The sequence below is a fragment of the Priestia sp. 53B2 genome, from assembly GCF_056099005.1.
Genome location: NZ_JBLZXA010000001.1, coordinates 244,433 through 265,388 on the forward strand (window position 1 = coordinate 244,433; position 20,956 = coordinate 265,388).

At 38.5% G+C, this 20,956-nt stretch carries 23 protein-coding genes; 9 read left to right on the plus strand and 14 right to left on the minus strand.

Annotated elements, in window-relative coordinates; genetic code table 11:
* Window positions 1-274: 274 nt before the first annotated feature.
* The 5 genes from ACN6NE_RS01490 to iolE form a co-directional block, all read right to left on the minus strand.
* Window positions 275-1,030, minus strand: coding sequence for a DeoR/GlpR family DNA-binding transcription regulator (locus ACN6NE_RS01490; protein WP_098334258.1), 756 nt, complete (start codon window positions 1,028-1,030; stop codon window positions 275-277).
* Window positions 1,031-1,320: 290 nt separating this feature from the next.
* Complete coding sequence (gene fba, locus ACN6NE_RS01495; RefSeq protein WP_474324324.1) at window positions 1,321-2,160, minus strand: class II fructose-1,6-bisphosphate aldolase; 840 nt, start codon at window positions 2,158-2,160, stop codon at window positions 1,321-1,323.
* Between the two features lie 46 nt (window positions 2,161-2,206).
* Window positions 2,207-3,064 (minus strand): 2-keto-myo-inositol isomerase, encoded by an 858-nt coding sequence (gene iolI, locus ACN6NE_RS01500; protein WP_043981178.1) that lies wholly within the window; start codon window positions 3,062-3,064, stop codon window positions 2,207-2,209.
* Between the two features lie 22 nt (window positions 3,065-3,086).
* Window positions 3,087-4,505 carry a sugar porter family MFS transporter gene (locus ACN6NE_RS01505; RefSeq protein ID WP_045290907.1) on the minus strand — a complete coding sequence of 473 codons (1,419 nt, stop codon included), beginning with the start codon at window positions 4,503-4,505 and terminating at the stop codon, window positions 3,087-3,089.
* A 20-nt stretch (window positions 4,506-4,525) separates the two neighbouring features.
* Window positions 4,526-5,419 (minus strand): myo-inosose-2 dehydratase, encoded by an 894-nt coding sequence (iolE, locus tag ACN6NE_RS01510; RefSeq protein ID WP_129703224.1) that lies wholly within the window; start codon window positions 5,417-5,419, stop codon window positions 4,526-4,528.
* Window positions 5,420-6,360: 941 nt separating this feature from the next.
* Between iolE and ACN6NE_RS01515 the strand changes: the two genes are divergently transcribed.
* Entirely contained in the window at window positions 6,361-6,621 is a 261-nt protein-coding gene (locus ACN6NE_RS01515; RefSeq protein ID WP_129703226.1) for an HPr family phosphocarrier protein, read from the plus strand.
* A 200-nt stretch (window positions 6,622-6,821) separates the two neighbouring features.
* Window positions 6,822-7,883, plus strand: coding sequence for an NAD(P)-dependent alcohol dehydrogenase (locus tag ACN6NE_RS01520; RefSeq protein WP_474324188.1), 1,062 nt, complete (start codon window positions 6,822-6,824; stop codon window positions 7,881-7,883).
* 80 nt (window positions 7,884-7,963) lie between these two features.
* On the opposite strand, the gene ACN6NE_RS01525 is transcribed toward ACN6NE_RS01520, so the two are convergent.
* The 3 genes from ACN6NE_RS01525 to ACN6NE_RS01535 all read right to left on the minus strand — a co-directional run bounded on the left by ACN6NE_RS01525 (window position 7,964) and on the right by ACN6NE_RS01535 (window position 9,209).
* Window positions 7,964-8,353 carry a MerR family transcriptional regulator gene (locus ACN6NE_RS01525; protein WP_129703230.1) on the minus strand — a complete coding sequence of 130 codons (390 nt, stop codon included), beginning with the start codon at window positions 8,351-8,353 and terminating at the stop codon, window positions 7,964-7,966.
* Between the two features lie 248 nt (window positions 8,354-8,601).
* A complete protein-coding gene (locus ACN6NE_RS01530; protein WP_474324190.1) occupies window positions 8,602-8,778 on the minus strand; it encodes an aspartyl-phosphate phosphatase Spo0E family protein in 177 nt (58 codons plus the stop codon).
* 242 nt (window positions 8,779-9,020) lie between these two features.
* Entirely contained in the window at window positions 9,021-9,209 is a 189-nt protein-coding gene (locus ACN6NE_RS01535) for a hypothetical protein (protein ID WP_013058178.1), read from the minus strand.
* A gap of 275 nt (window positions 9,210-9,484) precedes the next feature.
* Here ACN6NE_RS01535 and ACN6NE_RS01540 point away from each other — a divergent pair, with 275 nt between their 5' ends.
* Together ACN6NE_RS01540 and ACN6NE_RS01545 are read left to right on the plus strand one after the other, a co-directional pair.
* Window positions 9,485-10,012, plus strand: coding sequence for a cupin domain-containing protein (locus tag ACN6NE_RS01540; RefSeq protein WP_129703232.1), 528 nt, complete (start codon window positions 9,485-9,487; stop codon window positions 10,010-10,012).
* A gap of 224 nt (window positions 10,013-10,236) precedes the next feature.
* Window positions 10,237-10,548 (plus strand): hypothetical protein, encoded by a 312-nt coding sequence (locus tag ACN6NE_RS01545; protein WP_129703234.1) that lies wholly within the window; start codon window positions 10,237-10,239, stop codon window positions 10,546-10,548.
* Between the two features lie 157 nt (window positions 10,549-10,705).
* Here ACN6NE_RS01545 and ACN6NE_RS01550 read toward each other — a convergent pair whose 3' ends face one another.
* The 3 genes from ACN6NE_RS01550 to ACN6NE_RS01560 form a co-directional block, all read right to left on the minus strand.
* A complete protein-coding gene (locus tag ACN6NE_RS01550; protein ID WP_129703236.1) occupies window positions 10,706-11,413 on the minus strand; it encodes a hypothetical protein in 708 nt (235 codons plus the stop codon).
* Window positions 11,414-11,428: 15 nt separating this feature from the next.
* Complete coding sequence (locus tag ACN6NE_RS01555; protein WP_129703238.1) at window positions 11,429-12,583, minus strand: ParM/StbA family protein; 1,155 nt, start codon at window positions 12,581-12,583, stop codon at window positions 11,429-11,431.
* 378 nt (window positions 12,584-12,961) lie between these two features.
* Window positions 12,962-13,831 (minus strand): STAS domain-containing protein, encoded by an 870-nt coding sequence (locus ACN6NE_RS01560; RefSeq protein ID WP_129703240.1) that lies wholly within the window; start codon window positions 13,829-13,831, stop codon window positions 12,962-12,964.
* A 224-nt stretch (window positions 13,832-14,055) separates the two neighbouring features.
* On the opposite strand from ACN6NE_RS01560, the gene ACN6NE_RS01565 reads away from it, so the two are divergent.
* Both ACN6NE_RS01565 and ACN6NE_RS01570 read left to right on the plus strand, forming a co-directional pair.
* Window positions 14,056-14,268 carry a cold-shock protein gene (locus ACN6NE_RS01565; RefSeq protein ID WP_016764987.1) on the plus strand — a complete coding sequence of 71 codons (213 nt, stop codon included), beginning with the start codon at window positions 14,056-14,058 and terminating at the stop codon, window positions 14,266-14,268.
* A gap of 439 nt (window positions 14,269-14,707) precedes the next feature.
* Complete coding sequence (locus ACN6NE_RS01570) at window positions 14,708-15,235, plus strand: hypothetical protein (RefSeq protein ID WP_438616501.1); 528 nt, start codon at window positions 14,708-14,710, stop codon at window positions 15,233-15,235.
* A gap of 19 nt (window positions 15,236-15,254) precedes the next feature.
* Here ACN6NE_RS01570 and ACN6NE_RS01575 read toward each other — a convergent pair whose 3' ends face one another.
* The gene (locus ACN6NE_RS01575; protein WP_165351628.1) at window positions 15,255-15,815 is read right to left on the minus strand and encodes a PAS domain-containing protein; all 561 of its coding nucleotides are present in this window, start codon (window positions 15,813-15,815) and stop codon (window positions 15,255-15,257) included.
* Between the two features lie 459 nt (window positions 15,816-16,274).
* The gene (locus ACN6NE_RS01580; RefSeq protein ID WP_129703247.1) at window positions 16,275-17,603 is read right to left on the minus strand and encodes an SH3 domain-containing protein; all 1,329 of its coding nucleotides are present in this window, start codon (window positions 17,601-17,603) and stop codon (window positions 16,275-16,277) included.
* Window positions 17,604-17,948: 345 nt separating this feature from the next.
* Here ACN6NE_RS01580 and ACN6NE_RS01585 point away from each other — a divergent pair, with 345 nt between their 5' ends.
* From ACN6NE_RS01585 to ACN6NE_RS01595, 3 genes are all read left to right on the plus strand, one after another.
* Window positions 17,949-19,160 (plus strand): AGE family epimerase/isomerase, encoded by a 1,212-nt coding sequence (locus ACN6NE_RS01585; protein WP_129703249.1) that lies wholly within the window; start codon window positions 17,949-17,951, stop codon window positions 19,158-19,160.
* A gap of 133 nt (window positions 19,161-19,293) precedes the next feature.
* The gene (locus ACN6NE_RS01590; RefSeq protein WP_474324194.1) at window positions 19,294-19,596 is read left to right on the plus strand and encodes a hypothetical protein; all 303 of its coding nucleotides are present in this window, start codon (window positions 19,294-19,296) and stop codon (window positions 19,594-19,596) included.
* Between the two features lie 17 nt (window positions 19,597-19,613).
* The gene (locus ACN6NE_RS01595; RefSeq protein WP_240702249.1) at window positions 19,614-19,916 is read left to right on the plus strand and encodes a hypothetical protein; all 303 of its coding nucleotides are present in this window, start codon (window positions 19,614-19,616) and stop codon (window positions 19,914-19,916) included.
* A 46-nt stretch (window positions 19,917-19,962) separates the two neighbouring features.
* On the opposite strand, the gene ACN6NE_RS01600 is transcribed toward ACN6NE_RS01595, so the two are convergent.
* A complete protein-coding gene (locus ACN6NE_RS01600) occupies window positions 19,963-20,904 on the minus strand; it encodes a magnesium transporter CorA family protein (RefSeq protein ID WP_474324197.1) in 942 nt (313 codons plus the stop codon).
* Between the last annotated feature and the right edge of the window lie 52 nt (window positions 20,905-20,956).

Consider the following 20,956-nt stretch of genomic DNA (forward strand, 5'->3'; position numbering starts at 1 on the left):
TGTCTTACCAGTAAAACTAATCTTATTATACATGTAGCTCAGTTTGATGAAATCGATTTCATCTAGTTTTAAAAGCGCTTTCTTATCTATGAACTTAGTTTATAATATTCAGTTTACTTTGTAAACACTTTTTTAAAAATTTTGTTAGTTTATCTTTTCATTCACTGTAATCGCTTTCTAAAGGAGCGCGATGTGAAGAAAAAAGAAAAGGCATACTTCTTTTGTATGCCTACTGGCTCTAAGTCTAAGCATATGTATAATCACTCAAAAACACTTATTCTTCCGCAAGGATAAGCGTAATCTCATTTTCTTTTGCATAGTGCTGATAGCTGACGTCCACTTTATCTGTAATTAAATAATCCACTTCATGCAGCTGACAATACGTAATCATTGCATACTTATCAAATTTTGTATGATCTGCTAATAAAAACACTTTTGTACTTCTTTTTATGACCGTTTCTTTGATTTCACTTTCAACGGGCGATGAATTGGTAACGCCATTTGATATGGAAATACCCGTAGAAGCCATAAATACTTTATCGAAGTTGTAGTTCTTTACAGGATTGGTATGGTTAAAGCTTGAAAATGATTGTGTTTCACGCTCAAGATAGCCGCCCGTAGAAATTACTTTTAACGCATCAAAAGGCAAGGCTTTTACTATAACATCTAAACTATTTGTAACAATCGTTATTGATTTGTCTTTTAGAAATTCAATCATTTCTAACGTGGTGGTTCCTGAATCAATAAAGATGACGTCTCCGTCTTCTACGTACTGAGCTGCCGTTTTGGCAATTAAACGCTTTTGAAACTGGTTTCTTGTTTGTCTTTCATTAAATGATTCAAGCTTCACATGATTAACGGCTACTCCCCCATATACTTTTTTAATATGCCCTTCATCCACTAACTTTTGAACGTCGCGTCGAATCGTGTTTTTGGAGACTTCAAACACCGAAACCAAATCATCTAATGAGACAGATTCATGTTCAAAAACATACTCTTGAATTTGTTGAATTCGCTTCGTTTTTAACATTTCTACCTCCCCCGTTTACCTTTCTTTTCGCTTTTTTGTTACTTACTATTATAACCTTTACAAAAGGCATTTTCTAGAAGAGTAACTGCTAAAACAAAGAGAGATTGAGACATAACTCCATTATTTCCAGCTAAAGACAAACAAGTTAGATACATCAGCTAGAAGCAACTCAATCGATTAAAATCCTACCAAAGAAAAAATCCGAACGAGCTGGATTCTCCGTCAAGAATCTCCATTCATCGTTCGGATCTTGCTTCAACTGTAATGCTTTTGTCTCAGCCTCTTTTTTATTAAGCTTTATGACTTGTATGAAACTCTCTCATTTTCTCTTTTACAGTCGCCATAACCGCTTCTTTTCCCGGTGTAAGAATGGTTCGCGGATCATACACGTCACTGTCGCTTTCCAACGTGTGACGGACAGCGCGCGTCCAGGCCTGAAGGCACTCGGTGTTCACATTAATTTTCGCATGTCCAAGAGCTATTGCTTTTTGAATTTGATAGTTTGGTATACCAGAACCTCCGTGCAACACCAGCGGCACATCTGTTAAATCAGCTATTTCTTTCATTTTATCAAAGCCTAGCTGCGGTTCGCCTTGGTACTGTCCGTGAACTGAACCTAAAGCAGCCGCTAAAGCATCGACTCCCGTTTCTTTTACAAGACGCAGACATTCAGCGGGATCAGCGTACACGATGTTGCCAACAAGCCCGTCTTCCATGCCTCCGACTGTTCCGACTTCAGCTTCAACGGAGACATACTGAGCAGCAGCATAGTCTACTACTTGCTTAGTCATGGCAATATTTTCATCAATTGGATAGTGAGAACCGTCAAACATGACCGAGCTAAATCCAGCGTCGATAGCTTTTTTACATCTTTCTACACTCATACCGTGATCTAAGTGAAGCGCGACAGGAACAGTAATATTCATTTCCTCTAACAAACCTTCGATCATGCCTACAATGGTTTTAAATCCGCCTAAATAGTCGACAAGCCTGTCTGAAACGGCTGCAATGACAGGCGCTTTTTCCTCTTCGGCAGCTTGTAAAATAGCCTGTGCCCACTGCAGGCTGTTAATATTATACTGACCAACCGCATAGTTTCCTTTTTTAGCGGCATGAAGCATATCTTTCATTGATACTAGTTTTGAAGATACTAACGTCACTGACTGACACTCCTTATCATGAATATGATTTTGTTGTTTGAAAGCTGTAGTATTCCGAGATAGCCTTAACGGTTGTCTCTTTAGCCGTCTTAATTGCTTCTTCCGCGTTTAATTGATAATATTCAGGTCGAAATAGCTCTACAGATACCGCGTCATTATAGCCTTTTTCTTTTAATGTTGAGAAAATAGCATCTAAATCAATCGCTCCTAGACCTGGCCATACTCGGTCTTCATCTGTTAAAAAGCCAATAGGAAAATCTTCCGTGTCATCGATATGAACGATAAATATTTTAGAAATATCCGCTTGTTTTAAGTCTTCTAGTTTTGATCCCATCGCATGGAAGTGGAAGCAGTCAAGTACTAATCCTACGTTATCTCGGTTCACAGTTTGCACAATGTCATAAGCTTGATCAAACGTATTAACCGTGCACTGAGGGTGTCCTACAAACTCAACGGCGATTTTAACTCCGTAAGGTTCAGCCAATTCCGATAATTCATTCAGCACTTGTACGCAGCTATTTTTAATCTCTGCTTTTACTATTTTTTGTTCCGTTACTAAAGGAACGGCTACGATATAGGGAGCACCTATCTTTTGAGCGGTTTCTAGCATACTCTTAAACTCTTCTATCACTTCCTGGTACTCTTTTTCACTGCGGTTATTAAAGAAAACTAAAGCGTTCAGCGCTAGCGGTTTAATATGGTTTGTATTAAAAAACTGCGCTAAATCATCCATTGAGTGACTTTCTAAATACTCAGGGAGTTTATCCATTGTGCGAATTTCGATATAATCATATCCGTGCTTGCTGCAATACTCAAGGTCCTTTACAAGATTTGAATTTTCTAATGTTGTTGCTTCGTTAAAACATAGTTTCATAATGATTCTCTCCATTCTTCACTTAAATAATTTTATTGTCATTCATGACGTCAGCGTCTTCATTATCATAGCTGCGGAACCTTTGCTCAAGTTCTTCAAGTGTAAGCCCTTTCGTTTCCGGTAAAAACTTTTTAACAAATAAAATCGCTCCGATGCCGAGTACAACAAAAACAAAAAACGTAGTGGATAAGCCAATGCTGGCCAGTAAAACCGGAAACGTTAACCCTACAAGGAAGTTAATTCCCCACAGACAAAATACGGTAACACCCATCCCTAAGCCTCTTAATCGTAAAGGGAAAATTTCTGAAAGCATTAGCCACGTTACCGGAGATATAGCTCCTTGCTGAAATGCGAGGAACGTAATCGTTAGTGCTAATACGATATATGGAAGTGCCGCGGACCCTTCAAATACAAGAGAAAATATACCAATCAGCAGCAGGGCAGTAGTCGTTCCTACCAATCCCGTTATAAGCATTGGTCTGCGTCCAACTTTACCTAGCAGCCAAATCCCTACAAACGTGGCTAAAACGGAGATGACTCCATTTCCGATATTTCCAATAAGAGCAGCTTCTGTTTGAAACCCTGCGTCTTTTAAAATTTCAGTGCCGTAATACATGATGGAGTTTACGCCGGTAATTTGCTGTACGACAGCAATTCCAATACCAAGGAAAACAACTCTTCGAACCCATGGAGTTGTTAAGTCTTTAAACGTTGCTTTTTCCATTTTTGCTTCTTGCTCGTAAGCGCTCTCAATCTCCTGCAGCTCTGATTTGGCTCTTTTACTTTCTCGTATCTTTTGAAGAACCGTTAGCGCTTCGTTATTTTTCCCTTTTGACACAAGCCAGCGCGGACTTTCTGGTACTCTAAGCATGCCAAAGAATAAAAAGACAGCTGGAATGGCGGCAATTGGCAGCATATATCGCCAAACGTGAGGGTTTTCTCCTAGCATATTTCCGATAATCGCGTTAAACGTAAAGGCAAGAAGTTGACCAGTAACAATCATAAGTTCATTTTGAGTTACCATTTTTCCCCGGCTTTCAGCTGGAGACATTTCTGCTAAATATGTCGGTACGGTAACAGATGCGCCCCCTACAGCAAGTCCTAATAGGAAACGGCAAAGAATCATAACGGCGGCGTTTGGCGAAATCGTGCATCCAATTGTGGAAACAAAAAATAGAATGGCAAGATACAGAATCGTCTTACGCCGTCCGTTATAATCCGCTAGCCTGCCTCCTACCACTGCCCCAAATGCAGCACCAAATAACAGAGCGCTCGTTACAAGACCTTGAGTAAAAGAGTTGAGATTCAATTGATCAGATTCAGACATATAAGGCAGTGCCCCGTTAATAACTCCCGTGTCATATCCAAAAAGCAGTCCACCAAACGTAGAAACTAAAATGATCGTACGTAAAAATGAATGTTGATTTCCCTGTTTACCCATGCTAATTCCCCCGTCTTATTTTAAGAATGAATAACTAACTTTTCGTTAATGTACTTTCGGGCCATTAAAGCATATTCCAATGGATGCGCAATAGAAGGGTCCTGTTCCGCCTCCACTACAATCCATCCTTTGTAATTGTAATCCACTAACGCTTTATACACGTTTGTAAAATCTACACATCCATCACCCGGCACGGTAAACATACCGGCTAGAAACGACTGCAAAAATGACTTTCCTTCTCTCTTGCACTGCTCCAGCACGTTTCTTCTTGCATCTTTAAAGTGAACGTGTTTAATACGATCTATATGCTTATGTAATAACTCCATATAGTCTCCGTCAGAAACGTAAATATGTCCCGTATCATATAGCAGATGAACATGATTTGCGTCCGTTCCTTCCATTAACCGATCAATTTCAGCTAATGTTTGTACACCTGTCCCCATATGGTGATGATAGACAAGACGTAAACCGTATTCTGCTGCGATTTTCCCGAGCTCATTTAATCCTGCACATAAAGCTTCCCATTCTTGATCACTGAAATAAGGTTTTTCAGCAAAAACATTTCTTTCAATCCCTTGAACACTGTAAGTTTGCTCAGATACGACCGCCACATCAGCATGCACTTCCTGCAAATACTGACAATGTTTGTGAAATAAATTTGACGTCTCCTCTATGCCATCACGAATGATAAAACTGCTAAACCACTGCCCTGCGATTCTTAAATTTCGAAGCTCAAGCTCTTTGTTTAATATGTTTGGTTCGGGAAAAAATCCTCCCACTTCCGTTCCTTGAAAGCCTGCTACGACGATATCGCTTAACAGATGCTGCAATGTGTTTTCTGCACCAATTTCAGGAATATCATCATTTCTCCAGCCGATTGGAGCAATTCCCCACAGAATATTTTCGTTTCCCATTTTGATTCCTCTTTTCCCCTTATTGTGTAATGCTGCCTCACTGGCAATAGATAGTGATAAAACTTACCAATCTTATAACTCTACAAATGAAATCGATTTCATTTGTAGATAAAAAAACTCTTTTGTTATGTGTTGGTTAAATATTGGTTAAGTTTGAATTAATATTAATATTAAAAACGCTTTCAGTCAATAATAAAATTTCAGAATTTTTTATACACTGCATGTACCTAAAAACTTATTCCTTCTAAAAATGCTAGTTATAAAAGCTATCATATCCACTTATATAACCGCACAAAAAAGCTTTATCTACTGTTATTTCAACAATAGACAAAGCTTTTATGAGCAAAGTTATATTTCTTATTTTAATAGTATGATTATTTAGTATGAATTTATGGAATAGATTTATAAAAAAATGACCTGCATTTTTTATAATCAGTTTCCTTTTACTTTTATAATTGCTTCTCCGTAGCTTGTCATTGACGTTTTAAATTCAGTTATAAACTTCTCTACTTTTGAAATAGATTTTTTCATCTCATCGTCCCCTTTGCCTCTTATATAGCTCTATTATCAACAATTGTCTGCTGTTTGACAAAGTCAGTGGAAACGGAAACATTCCGCATGAAAACGTACACATACCTGTTAAAAGAGGCAAATCTTCTCATTTGCTTAGTATTTCATCATTTTTCTTTCTTTTTTAGGTCTCTTCTTACGTGTTTTGCTCATGCAACAAAAGGATGTATGAGAACTTTCTTTTAAAAGCGGCATTACGCTTCGTTTACATTCCCTCATACTAACAGCAGGATCACTATGTGCATTAATATTAGGCTTAGCTTACCTTTTCTTCCCTTTCCACTTTTTATCCAAATTACCTCTTGCCTTAAAGTTAACTTTAACGTTTAAGCTAGTTTTATAGTTTTGAAATACAAAAAAGGGGAAATAAAATGCTGATTAAAAGAATGACGGTGCAGCTTTCTGGAGGACTTCAAGCTAGACATACAGCTTTATTTGCACGTGAATCTTGTTCATTTCAAAGTGACATTTTTATTGCGAAAGATGGAAAATGTGTAAGTGGAAAAAGCATGATGAAGGTCATGGCTTTAGCTGTTAAAAAAGGAGATGAAATAACGTTACTGACAAATGGAGTGGATGAACACGCCGCCGCTCGCACCCTTGAAGAATTTCTTTTAACTAAACATAGATAAAAAGCTGCTATACTATTCCTCACTTTCCTTTTTTCATAAAATCATAGAAAGAAAAATTTTTTCAAAAAAGGGCTTGCTTTAAAGTCGACTTTAACGTTTAAGCTAGTGTTGTAGCTTTTAAATATATCGAATATAGTCAGTGAGTCTAACTGTGTTAGCAAACTGGTTATGTTTATAACGAAAGGATTGTGTTTTTACTTATGTGTAATAATCATCAACATACAACAACATCACGTGTTCTAAGTGCGCCGCATGCAAAGGCAAAATTCGAGAATACGACGATTGAACGCAGAGAACTGCGAGCAGATGACGTTTTAATTGATATTAAGTTTAGCGGTATTTGTCACTCTGATATTCATAGTGCATTTGATGAGTGGGGCGGCGGGATGTTCCCGATGGTTCCTGGTCACGAAATCGCAGGAGTAGTTGAAGCGGTTGGAGAAAACGTAACAAAATACAAGGTTGGCGATCGCGTTGGCGTTGGATGTTTCGTTGACTCTTGCGGAGAGTGCAAGTACTGTGTGAACGGTGACGAGCAATACTGTACAAAAGGCGTTGTTCAAACGTATAATTCGTTGGATTATGACGGAAACCCTACATACGGCGGCTACAGCCAAAAAATCGTCGTAAAAGAAGGATTCGTTGTTCGTATTCCTGATAATTTAAGTATGGATGCAGCAAGTCCGCTTCTATGTGCAGGGATTACAACATTTTCTCCGTTAAAGCACTGGAATGCTGGTCCTGGCAAAAAAGTGGCGATCGTGGGAATGGGCGGTCTTGGACATGTAGCGATTCAATTTGCACATGCAATGGGTGCTGAAGTGACGGTATTGAGCCGTTCTAACAATAAAAGAGAAGAAGCTCTAAGCTTTGGCGCAGATCATTATTTTGCAACAAGTGATGAAGTGACATTTACTGAATTAGCGGGTCGCTTTGACCTTATCTTAAACACGGTATCGGCTAACCTAAACGTGGATCAATACTTATCTTTACTTCGCGTAGATGGAACACTTGTTAACGTTGGCGCACCGGCTAACCCAGATCAGTACAGCGTATTCTCACTTATCATGGGACGTCGCAGCATTGCTGGTTCACTTGTAGGCGGCATTCGTGAAACACAAGAAATGCTTGATTTTGCGGCTGAACACGGCGTTGCTCCTATGATTGAAGTCATCGATGCTAAGCAAGTAGATGAAGCGTACGAGCGCGTTCTTCGCAGCGATGTTCGCTATCGATTTGTTATTGACATTTCTACACTGTAAATTTAGAGAAAAGCGGACAGCTAATTGGATTAGCTGCCCGCTTTTTCTTTCTTTATAAAATAAGAAAAACAAACGGTAAATTAGGCTTTAGATGAAAGCTCTTCCTGATACTTTTGCTCTAATTTATCATAGTAGTCGATTTTCGTTTCAACTTTTCTAAAAGCTGCGTCCAGCTCTCTTTGTTTTTCCATCATTTTCTCTCTATGCTTTTCAAATATCTGCTTGCGCAAACCGATTGTATCATCGCCTTGTTGTGTTAATTCAACAATTTTACGTAATTCTAAAAGAGCGATATCCGTTTTTCGCAAGCAAATAATAAATTCTAGCCACTCGATATCGGACTCGCTAAAAATACGATTTCCGTTCTCATCTCTTTTTATAAAAGGTAAAAGCCCTTGCTGTTCGTAGTATCGAAGCGTATGCGTAGGCAGCCCTACCTTTGCAGCGGCCTCTTTAATATGATATTCCATTCCACTATACCCTCCATCGCCATTCTTAGTACGGCGTTTGCTTTATGTATCTAAGCTTCCCTTCTCACGGGCGCTTTCAACTCGCCTTCTAGGTTTCTACTATACAATATATATAATAGATTCCGTTATTTTCTTTGCTATAAGGTAACTGTATAAATAGTATCATAAACATTAAAGTAAACGTTAAGTCAACTTATAAAGAGCTGCCGTGAAGTCAGCAGCTCTTTTCATTTTTATATAAAATACGATTAATCTGCGGCCATTACTTTACTTAGTTCATTTAATAAATAATCAAGGGTTTGATTGATTCGAACTGTATTACGACTTGTAAAGCCTTCTGTAAGTCCTAACATAACCATATGCTCTCTTGCTGTTTCGATTTCTGTCATTAAGACTTGCATGACAACTCCTTTATACCACTTCACAGCTCATCACCCCTTTTTACTATACATATATCTCATATGCGGTAATCTTAAACCTATCATACAGGTTTTTGGGGGTGAATAGCGAGTTTTAGAGCTTCAACAGTTTTATTTTTCATAAAGTAAATATACTAATATACTTATTGAAATAGAAAGTAACACTCCACTTTCTGTTAGAAGTTAAGAAAAGGCCTCCTAAGTGAAGGCCTTTTCTTATTTCTTATAAAGCAGTCTAATACAAAGTCTTAGCCTCTAAAATATTCTCTATAATACGAACCTTTCTCACACTCTATCTCATAGCGCAGCCTAGTTTGCTTTCTGTAAAGCTCTTCGGACAGCTCATTAAATTCACCTTCTGTGATAGATCCGTGAATTAAATTGTTGAATAAATTATTAAGATGTTCAGTTAATTCTTGAAGTTTTTTTTCTTTCAATGAACGTCACCCTTTAAAATAATTTTCATCTCCTAAAATTATATCAAATAAAACGTTTTCATACGATATATTTTTTAATGAATTATCGTATTAAAGTGATGAAAGTATTTTTTAACCACCGCAAAACAATCAAAGAGCTCAGATAAATCATTAATCACATGATTTCAGCAAAAAATAAGTGGATAAAGACCGCGGACAAAAAGGCAAATGGTATCAACCTTTTTGACAAAGGCATAGGATGAAAAGAAAAATTAAACGAGAAAAGGAGAATGAGTATGCACTATACACCTTATTATCATCAGTGGCAGACCCCAGTGTACTACGGCTGGCAGCCATATAGTTATTACGTGCCGAATCACTATCACACCAGCGAACAGTTTCAGCAAAGAAACGGTAAATTAAAGGACTACGGACCAAGACCATTTGTTATTAACATTAATGAAGCGTCAAAGCAAAATAATACGTACCGCACTGCTTTATGGACGGGAACACATTTACAAGTGACGTTAATGAGTCTTAAGCCCGGTGAAGATATCGGCTTAGAAATCCACCCTAACGTTGATCAATTCCTGCGCATTGAACAAGGGCAAGGCATTGTTCAAATGGGCAAAAGTAAAAACAATCTAACCTTTAAACGAAAAGTCTACGATGATGATGCGATATTTATCCCTGCCGGAACGTGGCATGATGTCACCAATATCGGCACCACTCCGCTAAAGCTTTACTCCATATACGCTCCTCCAAACCATCCATTTGGCACGGTTCATGTGACAAAAGCAAACGCTCTGGCTGAAGAACATTAAAAATAAGCAGAGCGTTATGCAGGATTGGAACGCTTTTTCAGGATCATTACTAAGTAAATAGATAGATGTTGACTAAAGAAGCTCGCTAGAAAATCGGTGTACTACCTTTTCTAGCGGGCCTTTTTTAAACTTGCTATACATAAAGGATTTTGTAGCCAAGGAAAGAATTATAGAATAAACTAATCTTTTTAAACCGCTTAAAATAACTGAAAGGCAAATATGCGATGAAACTATTTTATAAAATTCCCAAATCAAACGTAAATCCTTCTCTTAAACTAGTAAGAAAAGTTCTATATACATCTGTAGAAGCAGTCATTATGACTATGCTTGTGATTAAATCTTTTACTGTGGCCTATGAAAACGACATAAATTTAATTCTCAGGCAGCTAAATGAACTAAAAGCTTCGATTGGCGGATTTGGTATAAACGAATCGTTATTTTGGTTTATGATAAAGTGCAGTATTTGTACCATCGCTACATTTGATCTTGGCTTATACTTTCGAAAAAAGCTAAAAAGAAACAAAAGAGTTTTATAATTCATAAGCTAAAGCTTTTACATTGGTCCATTGGATTTCCCATCAAGAATCTAGATTCATCGTTCGGACCTTCCTTCACCTAAAATACTTTTGCCCCAGCCTCATTTTAAATAGAGAAATAATAAAAGTAGAGGCATATCACGCCTCTACTTTCTATTTAGAAATCTACATCGATATCTTCTTGAATGGTTCCGGTCACTTTTTCACTTTTAATTAGCTGACCTTCTTTAAATGTTTCTTCTTCCTCATTCCTAACGGGTTTCAGCTGCTTATAAGAAGGAGCTGACGCAGAGCCCAGCTCTTTTTTAAGCAAATGAATTTCGCCTAACAGCTCGGCTCTTAATGAATGAACTAACGATTGAAAATCTTCTTCCCGGCTGTCTTTCTGCCCGTTTTGTTCCACAAGCTTCGCTACATAATCCTGAAGTTCCTTTGTCTGCGAGGCCTCATACTCCTCACGATTTGCAGCAAGACGTGAATTCATTTCTTTTTTTAGTAAGTCAATTTCGCCCAACAGCTCTTTTCGAAGTGAATGAACGAGCGTCTTCACTTCATTTTCTTTGCTCATTTTTTGCAAGTCTTGCTGTATGAGTCTTACTACATAGTCCTGCAGCTCGTTTGCCTGCTGTTTTTCTTTCAGAAATGAAGACACTTCTGACGGAATGTCAGCAGTATCGATTGTGAAATTTGCACGTTCATCTCTATTACTTACGGTCTTTTCCCTTGCTCCCATCATATCTGCTGATAGATTACCAGCTGTCAGAAACGCATTTGATAGTAAATAAAATGGTGCAGCCATTTGGGAGCTTAGCTGACCGTACCAATCATCTAGTGCTTCCTTAAGGCGAGTGTTTTGATAACTCATATATGCTCCTCCTTTTTAAACGTGAACTGCGTTTGTTTCATGTCTGCTTAAAATTTCAAGACCGTATAAATTTAATTTGCGTGTCTCCGGCAAGAAAAGATGATTTTCTTCTCTGATTTCTTCCCCGTACATGTTATCAATCTGCTCTGCAATAAACTGTTGAAGAATAGGAGCCAGTCCTCCAATATAGATATATTTATAGACTTTATCTTTTGGCGATGGAAATAGATTTTCAACTTTCGTTAATAAAATTTGCGTGTATTCTCTAAGCGAAGCGTGAATAGGCTCCGTGAGATCTACTTTTTTCCCGCTATTGCCGTCTCTTTGCTCCATTTTTGCTTTATGGATATTGGCAATAATAAATTCTTCTAATGAACGAACATCATCAAAATACTCAAGCAGCTTTTCATTTCTTAGCTTTTCAATATGCTTCAAATATGAAATATCCGTAAGACACTTCAGCGAATTTCTGCTTTTAGGAGCGTGAAGTCCTGCAGGAAGCAGCGCAAGGTCAACCGTGCCTCCGCCCAAATCTACAATTAGTGTTTCAAAATGTTTGAATGCATTTGCTTCTTCTCTATCTTGTAATTCAAAATCTTTTTTGATCGCCCAGCGAGCCACTTCGCTTTCAATACGGCATTTGCTCGTTTCAATGTTCACAGTGAGCGTTTTTTCTAACCCAGGAGTCAATACCGTAACCGTGTGCTCTCCTTGAAAACGTTCGGCCATCTTCTGCTGCATTTCACTGAATTTATTTGTTTTCTTAAGCAGCCAAATCGGAAGCATAGTCGAGAAATAATTAATCGTCACATGATTATCCTCTTTGTCTTTTCCTTTAAGTATGTTGTAATAAGCAACTGAAGCTAAAAACATCACATAAGGAATATCAGATTCAGTTTTATTATGTAACTTATTAATATGGATATTGCCTAGCACATGTTTCTCTGCTGCGTCTCCTACTAAATAATACTTTTCTCCGCCTTCGATTGTTGTAGAAATTAGTAAATTTTGAAGAAGTAATTCCGGTTCATTTACACTTGAAGGAAAATGACCCTCTGCCTGATCTTTTGTGATTTCTACTACGTTTGTAGGAATTTCATAGTAATAACCATCCACTAGCGTTTGAAAAATTGAGTTACCAAAATCAACGTTTTGACGTTTGATATCCATCCTTGTTTCTCCCCTTTATCTTTTCGTGACAACACTAATAAGTATATATTTTCCTCATTTGTTTGTCTAAGTATTTAAATAATTTACGTTATTCAAAATTAACAATTAATTAATTTTAGACGGCTATTGTGATTGAAAAGCGCTTGAAATGCTTCTTTTTACCAATACCCATTTTTACAAAGAATGTAACATGTCACGCTGTGAGTTCCCCTTAAATTTTTTGCAATATAAGCCCTCCAATCACCAGCTAGAAGCAGCCACATACATGAAACCTACGTTCACCATAACAACAAAAAATCCGAACCATCAATCAGATTAATAGTTCGGATTTAACGTCAACTAAAATATTTTTGTCCTAGCCTCTGGGCTTTTTATTTATTAATAACGCCATTTGTCTTTTTTTCTTTGTGGATTTTCTGGCAGTTTGCTAAAGCCTATTTCTTCGAGGCCTTTTTCTAACGTCGCTCTTGTTTTGATTGTTCCAAAATCGACGCCTAAATCAACAACGGTTTGCGCGATTTCCGGACGTATCCCGGTAATCATCGTTTTAGTTCCGATAAGCTGTAAGGCTTTTACAATTTGAAAAATATTGTCCGCTACCATCGTATCGACGATAAGAACACCTGAAATATCAAATATTAAATAACTCAGCTGCAGCTGAGCACTTTTTTCTAAAGCCGTTTCCATAATAAGCTGCGAACGATGCGTATCAATTTGTCCAACGATTGGCATCACAGCAATTCCTTCAGAAAGAGGAACGATGGGAACTGATAATTCTTCTAGCGCTGCATAAGCGTGTTTTATGGTGCCCGTATTATGTTCTTCGTAGATTTCAACAAATATATGATTAAGCTGATCAAGCATCGGGTCAATTTTTTTACTTACATCAAGCATCGTAATAGGAGCAAACTGCTTCTGTTGAAGCTCTTCTGTAAAAACACCCCATATCACTGTTCGAAACAGCGCGAGCGATTTTAACGTTTGACTCAAAGAAAGTCCGTTTTCCACAGCCACTTTTCCTATATCTGTACCCCACTGAATGATTTTCTTTAAAACGACCGAGTGCTCTTCGAATAACGACTCGCCTAAATACTCAATGAGTTCTGCTCTCCATTTTAAAACTTCGCTTTCTTCGTGGTAAACAAGCTTCCGCTTATATTCAGAGTCCATTAGATCAGAAAATTGTATCGCTAATTCCTGTTTATTATCGATAATTTTCTTCCCTATATATAGCAACTCATCCCTCATTTTTTTCTTTATCTCCTTTAGTTAGCAGAATTAACGATTACATTTTATAACAATAGTTATATCACATACAATATAAAAATATAACCGAAATGAAAAAATTGTTAAGCCCTCCCTATTTACTTTTATCTCTACCGGTATACCTACCATAAACATGATTGAAATTTCAGCGTTTGGGTAAAAAACTACTATGAATTTATTTCTATACTTATAAGGGGGCTTTTTCAATGAGCAAACATAAAGGAACCGTTAAATCTTTCAACGAATCAAAAGGATCTGGATTTATTACACCCGAAGACGGATCAAAAGAAGTGTTCGTTCACTCCAACGCGATCGACCGTGAGGAATATAAAAACCTGGCAGAAGGACAAAAGGTAGAGTTTGAAATCCAAGAAGGAGCTAAAGGACCCAGCGCTATAAAAGTACACCCAGTTGACTGATAGAGTGAAATTTACATACAGGTTATGGGTAGAATGTCGAATCAAATACTCTTCGAACCCAAAAACACCTCTTCGACTTTTGTTCAAAAGAGGTGTTTTTTTATATGATGCAAATAATTCTACATTCAAAATTAGTTACTATTAGCTATTTAAAAAAACAGTTCTAGAGTTGTTGGACAAGTATCCAAACATTTCCTCTATGAGTGAATACAGTATAGAATACTGCAAAGAAAGGGTGATTATTATAAAAAAGTATTATTTCAATTACAATGATAAAGATGACAAATATTATGTAGAAAAATCTTATCCTTACAAGAAGAAATCTCGCGAGGCTTCCCTTAACAATAAGAAAGAGCAGCATCAAGAAGATGCCCCTGAGGAAGCACGCGGCTGGGCTTATGGACGTGAAGAAGATAGCTCTGAAGAATCACAAGTTTGGATTTATGGACGCGAAGAAGATTTCTATGAGGAATCACATGATTGGGCTTCTAAATATAAAGAAGATAAAGGAAAAAAAGGAAGCACGCGGGAGTCAGCATTTAGAGCGCTCAATTTAACGATGCCTCAAAATGTTCCTGCAAATACGTTTGTAAAAGCAGTTTTCCCAACTGAACAATTTGATTTAGCAAATGAATATAACCCGATTGCTTCTACCTTCCGCCCCAAAAAAGATGGCGTATATTCCATCATTGCTACAATTGGATTCTCTCCTAACGACCAGATGCTAGATTATAGAACTCGCATAGAAATACGTGTAAATGGGACAACCGCTATCGCTATCGTTAACGATTTCTTTGGCGGGAACACACCGTTTGTTAATGCGGTATCCGTGTCTACTATTTACAATTTAGAAGCTGGAGATCGCGTTGAAGTTTTTGTTCAAAGCAGCATAGCTGGTACAATCGTCACATCCGAAGATGGCTCACATTTTGAAGCAGCGAGATTTCCTTCTCCAACAAATAACTAAGCAAATGGAACGTTAGCTTTTAGACAAAAGCATCAATCTTCGGTTCTTCTAGAAGCTGCATGTAAGAACTGTTGATGATATCCTGCGTATCGCAGCCGAACATTTGCTCACAGGCGGGATTTGCTTGAACAATTTTACCGCTTAACTCCATCATGCATATGGCGTTTTCATGGTTCATAAAAAGCGATTTATACTGCTCCATGCTTTGGGCTAATTCTTTTTTTAACTTCTGGATATTTTTACTCATCACTAATAGGTGCGTACTATTATCGGTATCATCAAAAATTGGGGTAAGCGTTGTTTCAAACGCTTCAGCTTCATCTGAAAAGGTATTTATATCATGGTAGGTAACTGGCTTTTTTGTTTCCATCGCTTTCATATAGTAAGGGTAAAGGGAGTGATACGCCCACTCAGGGAGTACGCTTTCTAGCCGCATGCCCGCTTCTCCTTGGCACCGTACAAGCTTAGCAGCAGCTTTATTCATTTTTTTATAATAAAGATGTTGGTTCTTTACTTCCGCTAAAAAAACCAACTCATTCATTTGATCAAAATAAAATTCAAACATATGATCTTTCAACATGATAGGATGCATCTCCTTCGTTTTTTCACAGATGAACGCCCCCTGTACTTTACACTTCTGTATGAAATATACACTAGATCTTTTAACACACAAACACAACTTTAAATGCACAAACAGTAGTTCTTTTGTATCATTACCTACCCTCCTTCACAAGAAGGGTAAACATGATGAACAAAAATAAAAGAGATTGAAGCATAACTAAATTAAAGACGAACAAATGGGACAAAGGAGCTCGTAGGGATTATCTGTTACACCGCGGTTGATTTCCGTGCAAGACTTCGCTTTCCGCAGGAGTCTTCGCCTTGCCCTTCACTCAACCGCTAGAAGCGCCTACATACATGAAACCTACCTTCACCACAATAATAAAAAAATCCGAACGTGTTTGATTCTTGATAGAGAATCAAACACGTTCGGATCTTCCTTCAACTAAGCTACTTTTATTCTAGCCTCTTTTTTAAACTACTTAATTCCGTAATATTCTTCAAGCGTAATTCCTTTACTCTTAATCGCCTGCGCCACTGGTTTGCCTACATATCGCAAATGCCACGGTTCATATTTATAGCCAGTTACCGCGTCTTTCCCTTTTGGATAACGAATAATAAATCCATATTCTGCTGCGTGGGCATCGAGCCAAGTTGCTTCTTTAGTTCCGCCAAAGCAGTCTTGAGCAGCACATGTACCGTCTCCTTTTGTTACATCAATACCAAGACCCGTTTCATGTTCACTCGTGCCTGGCAATGCGCTATAAGTTGCCGCTTTATCATAGCCGTCTCTTTGAACATATGAACTAAAAAGCGCGCTTTGCGCTGCGTGTGAACGGTAAGCTGATACGCCAAGAAGCGTAACGCCTTGTTTTTTCGCACCCGCAAATAACTGTGCAATAGCAGCGGCTGCTTCACTGCGCATTTTTTTCTTTTCCGTTTGTTCTTTGAATGTAAATGGAATGGTTGTATATACTAAATCTTTCGGAACGTAGTTTTCCGGAAGCTTGTTTTGTTTATTCACAACAACTTGTATACTTTCAGGGTTCGAAACCACTTTCATGCCAGTTAATGCTCGTACGTATTGACCGCTTACATAACCAACCTTACCTTGATACGTAATTTTCAGCCAGCCGTTTGCTGCTTTAGCCGTTACGTCGAGCTGTGTGCCAGCTTTAAGTGTTGCCATAATCGCACCAGCAGTTGAAGCAGTTGTTCGAACATTTAAATTCGCCGTCGCCACATAGACAGAAGCTGCCGGAGCTGGAGCCGGCTCAGAAGAACCCGTTGATTCCTTTACATACTGCGTGCTCACATAGCCCGTTTTGCCTTGATAGCTTACTTTTAGCCAGCCGTTCGCTGCTTGTTCTGTCGACGTTAGCTGCGTGCCTTGTTTGACCGTTACAACAATCGCGCTTGACGTCGATGGGCCGCTTCGAATATTTAAATTTGCCGTTGTTACATAGGTTTTGGCCGTTGAACTCGCTGACTTTTTAACATACTCACTGCTTACGTAGCCCGTTTTGCCTTGATAGCTTACTTTCAGCCAGCCGCTTGCTGCTTGTCCAACTACCGTTAGCTGCGTGCCTTGTTTGACCGTTGCAATAATCGCGTTGGACGTCGATGGGCCGCTTCGAATATTTAAATTCGCCGTTGTTGTATATGTTTCCGCCGCTGCGCTTGCTACAGTTGGCTCACCCGTAAAATGTAAAGAATGAAGACCTAGAGTTCCTGCCCCTACAAGTGTAAAAGCAAGACCTGTTACCGCTAATTTTTTGTAAAATCTTTGTTTGTTCACTTCTGTCATTTTTTATACCTCATTTGCAAAATATAATAGAAATACATGCTGCTAGTTTAATAGGTTAAGTGAAAACAGGATCCGATGTTTAAGCTCAACCTTAACTGAACAACATTAAGTAAAATTATTCGACGTCTAGAGGTTTACCATTACTTCGTTCCAGCTAGCACGTACTTTTAGAATACCGGATAATCGTGTCAAAAGTATATCAAAATATTTCAAACTTGTTTCCAAACTGATACATTTTCAACAAAAATAGAATAATAGAGCAGAAACAGCAAAAAAACCCTTGCGTTTACTCCCAACTGCTTAGGGTAAAAAATAACTAAAAACAAAGATTGAGATGGTGATAAAATGAACACGGCAACGGATTTTTCCTCAACTGCGTTTCGAGAACCTCACACATTAAAACAGCATATTTTTGATACGCTTCATTTCTACTACCCCGCTTGTATTGACCATAAAAACGGCGGGTATGTCCATGAATACGACGACGATGGCACCGTCAACAACACGCATTCAAAGCACTTGGTAAGTACGGCGCGCTTTATTTATATCTTCAGTGTAGGGGCTCTTTTAGACGGACCGGATTGGTGCAAAGAAGCAGCTCAGCACGGCATTCGTTTTCTACAAAACAACCATTATGATAGAGAGCACGGCGGATATTTTTTTGAAATAGCCGATGACGGAGAAGTAAAAGATGATTCCAAACAAGCATATGGCCACGCTTTTGCTCTTTTAGCTTCTTCTATCGCATATCAAACCGGCATTTCAGAAGCAAAAGAAACAATTGAACAGGTATATGACGTGATGGAAAAGTACTTTTGGGAAGATGCGCACGGCTTTTACCGAGACGAATGGGACGCATCGTGGTCAGCTTCTTCTTTATATCGCGGCCAAAATGCAAATATGCATATGTGCGAAGCGATGCTTTCTGCCTTTGAAGCAACAAGAGATAAAAAATACTTAGACCGAGCGTACACGCTTGCAAAAGGCGTTACTCAGCAGCTTGCTGAACGATCCGGCGGCATGGTTTGGGAGCATTATGATACAGACTGGCAGCCGGATTGGGACTACAATAAAAACAATACAAAAGATGAATTTCGTCCGTACGGCTTTATACCAGGACATCAGTTTGAATGGAGCAAGCTGCTTTTATGGCTTGATCGGCACCGTTCGGAAAACTGGATGACAGAACGTGCAAAAGATTTGTTTGATATGGGCTGGAACCGAGGCTGGGATGCTAAGTACGGAGGTCTTTACTTTGCGCTGTCTCCTCAAGAAGAGGTCATTGATCGGGATAAAAACTACTGGGTGATGGCCGAAGCTATTTCTGCGGCTTCACTGCTCGGGGTAAAAACCGCAGACAGCGGATATTGGAAAGCATACGACGCCCTGTTCTCCTACTGTCAGAAACACTTTATCGATCACACATATGGAGGCTGGTATCAGCTGTTAAATCAGCAAAACGAACGCTACAGCTCGAAAAAAAGCCCGGCTCCTAAAGCCGATTATCACCCTGTGGCAGCTTGCTATCAAACGCTGATAGCACTGAATTCTCGTTAAGATAGCAATCATAAAGAAATCGTTTTCTTCCAAACGCGTTTATTTCTTTTATTTAAGGGAATTTACTTACTAACAATCATTGTTTACACATTTCAGAAAAAGCTCGACTATATATATGCAAGGAGTGAGGACGATGTATTTTTACGCGTTAGCACAAGGAACAGATTCTGGAGATCCAGTAACACTGCATCATGAGAAGAAATTTTCGAAAAAAGAATTTTTAGAGATGTTTAATGAAGCATTAGATGAGTTGGATACGCATCCAGCTCCAAGCGACGTCAGTGACTACCTTTGCCGTGCGTACGGATTTCAAGAAATTGAAATCGAGACGGGTGTTGTATGCTACTGCGCTCCTTTTAGAAAGCTAGACGACTCAGATATTATAGAAGACCGTACGTACATGGACGCCACGACCGGAACACTAAAATACAACTAATCAAAAAGAAAGGTTGGATGCGTGTGAAGACCGTACAGAACATTTATCGAACGAGTGAAGCTGTACCAGAATCGGGCGCTTACGTTTGTGCGGAAGGTGAAATTAAACTCTTTCAAAAAGATGATCTTTTTACACCTTGCCCACGCACACGTGAATCAACGACGTGGAAGCCTGTAGATGACGCCTTTTCAACCGGAGAATTGGTTCCGCAAACCGGTCGCTATACCGACGAAAACGGCAATCAAGTAAAGCTAAAAGAAAACGATTTATTTCCAAGGTGCCTTCGTTCAGGTGAGCCTACGACGTGGAGGCGAGGATAACAGACAACAAAGCAGCCGCTTATTAAGCGGCTGCTTTTATTAAAACTTATTTAAAAAATGAATTCTTTTTTCTTCCTTTTAACAGATCGCCCGTCCACCCTTTCATTCGTAAATAGAGATAAATGGCAACGGTCGAAAGGACAATTAAAATGAGTGCATAGATATAGCCAAACTTCAAATCAAGCTCCGGCATCCCTTTAAAGTTCATTCCCCAAAGAGCTCCAAAAGCCGTTAAAGGCGTGCTGATTGCTGTCAGCAGCGTTAAAGCTTTCATAATCTCATTTCCTCGATGAGTAGACACAACTTCTTCTAATTTAATTAACGCGTCAAATTCTTTTTGATATTGTTCAATCAGCGTTAAGCCAATTTCAATTTTTTTACACATCCGCTGATATTCGACCGTTTGGTTAATTTTTTTATGAAACGCTTCTTCTATTCCCATAGTGACTTCTCGAACAGAACTGATTAAATTTGTCCATATAAGCAGGTCATACCGCGCTTTGTGAATTTCATCTAACACTTCGATGTTATTATTATGGCGCACTTCCCACAGAAGCTCTCTGAAATGACTTTCAAACTGATCAAACCCATTTAAGTGTTTTTTCATAATTTCGCCTAAAAGAATAAAAAAACTTTCCGCCGTGTTAGCAGACTGCTTCATGCGTTCAATCATTCGTTCATGATTGGTGTTCTCGAGGATTTTCAAATCGATTCCTGCCGTTATAATAAACTCCTCGGTAATATAAAAATGAAACGAATCGTAATTTTTTTGATCAAACGACTCCTTATGATAAATCAGTGAACCATAAATGAGCTCACTTTCTCCTATTACATCTACTTGAATATGATTAGAATTTTTCTTTTGAAGCTGCTGGCAAAACCATTCATTTCTTGGATATTGATAGTCTTTGATTATATCAGCTATTCCATCTGCCTCTTCTAAATCAAACTGATACCATTTCCACTGATCGTTCGTCACGGTATTCATACTTTCCCTCTTTCCCCTTTTATTAGAATTTTTCCCTATATACAATCATTTA

What these genes read in the sequence shown, in the direction of transcription:
- ACN6NE_RS01490 (WP_098334258.1), bottom strand. Translation starts at nt 1,030, where the DNA reads ATGTTAAAAACGAAGCGAATTCAACAAATTCAAGAGTATGTTTTTGAA.
- fba (WP_474324324.1), bottom strand. Translation starts at nt 2,160, where the DNA reads ATGAAAGATATGCTTCATGCCGCTAAAAAAGGAAACTATGCGGTTGGT.
- iolI (WP_043981178.1), bottom strand. Translation starts at nt 3,064, where the DNA reads ATGAAACTATGTTTTAACGAAGCAACAACATTAGAAAATTCAAATCTT.
- ACN6NE_RS01505 (WP_045290907.1), bottom strand. Translation starts at nt 4,505, where the DNA reads ATGGGTAAACAGGGAAATCAACATTCATTTTTACGTACGATCATTTTA.
- iolE (WP_129703224.1), bottom strand. Translation starts at nt 5,419, where the DNA reads ATGGGAAACGAAAATATTCTGTGGGGAATTGCTCCAATCGGCTGGAGA.
- ACN6NE_RS01515 (WP_129703226.1), top strand. Translation starts at nt 6,361, where the DNA reads ATGCTGATTAAAAGAATGACGGTGCAGCTTTCTGGAGGACTTCAAGCT.
- ACN6NE_RS01520 (WP_474324188.1), top strand. Translation starts at nt 6,822, where the DNA reads ATGTGTAATAATCATCAACATACAACAACATCACGTGTTCTAAGTGCG.
- ACN6NE_RS01525 (WP_129703230.1), bottom strand. Translation starts at nt 8,353, where the DNA reads ATGGAATATCATATTAAAGAGGCCGCTGCAAAGGTAGGGCTGCCTACG.
- ACN6NE_RS01540 (WP_129703232.1), top strand. Translation starts at nt 9,485, where the DNA reads ATGCACTATACACCTTATTATCATCAGTGGCAGACCCCAGTGTACTAC.
- ACN6NE_RS01545 (WP_129703234.1), top strand. Translation starts at nt 10,237, where the DNA reads ATGAAACTATTTTATAAAATTCCCAAATCAAACGTAAATCCTTCTCTT.
- ACN6NE_RS01550 (WP_129703236.1), bottom strand. Translation starts at nt 11,413, where the DNA reads ATGAGTTATCAAAACACTCGCCTTAAGGAAGCACTAGATGATTGGTAC.
- ACN6NE_RS01555 (WP_129703238.1), bottom strand. Translation starts at nt 12,583, where the DNA reads ATGGATATCAAACGTCAAAACGTTGATTTTGGTAACTCAATTTTTCAA.
- ACN6NE_RS01560 (WP_129703240.1), bottom strand. Translation starts at nt 13,831, where the DNA reads ATGAGGGATGAGTTGCTATATATAGGGAAGAAAATTATCGATAATAAA.
- ACN6NE_RS01565 (WP_016764987.1), top strand. Translation starts at nt 14,056, where the DNA reads ATGAGCAAACATAAAGGAACCGTTAAATCTTTCAACGAATCAAAAGGA.
- ACN6NE_RS01575 (WP_165351628.1), bottom strand. Translation starts at nt 15,815, where the DNA reads ATGTTGAAAGATCATATGTTTGAATTTTATTTTGATCAAATGAATGAG.
- ACN6NE_RS01580 (WP_129703247.1), bottom strand. Translation starts at nt 17,603, where the DNA reads ATGACAGAAGTGAACAAACAAAGATTTTACAAAAAATTAGCGGTAACA.
- ACN6NE_RS01585 (WP_129703249.1), top strand. Translation starts at nt 17,949, where the DNA reads ATGAACACGGCAACGGATTTTTCCTCAACTGCGTTTCGAGAACCTCAC.
- ACN6NE_RS01590 (WP_474324194.1), top strand. Translation starts at nt 19,294, where the DNA reads ATGTATTTTTACGCGTTAGCACAAGGAACAGATTCTGGAGATCCAGTA.
- ACN6NE_RS01595 (WP_240702249.1), top strand. Translation starts at nt 19,614, where the DNA reads ATGCGTGTGAAGACCGTACAGAACATTTATCGAACGAGTGAAGCTGTA.
- ACN6NE_RS01600 (WP_474324197.1), bottom strand. Translation starts at nt 20,904, where the DNA reads ATGAATACCGTGACGAACGATCAGTGGAAATGGTATCAGTTTGATTTA.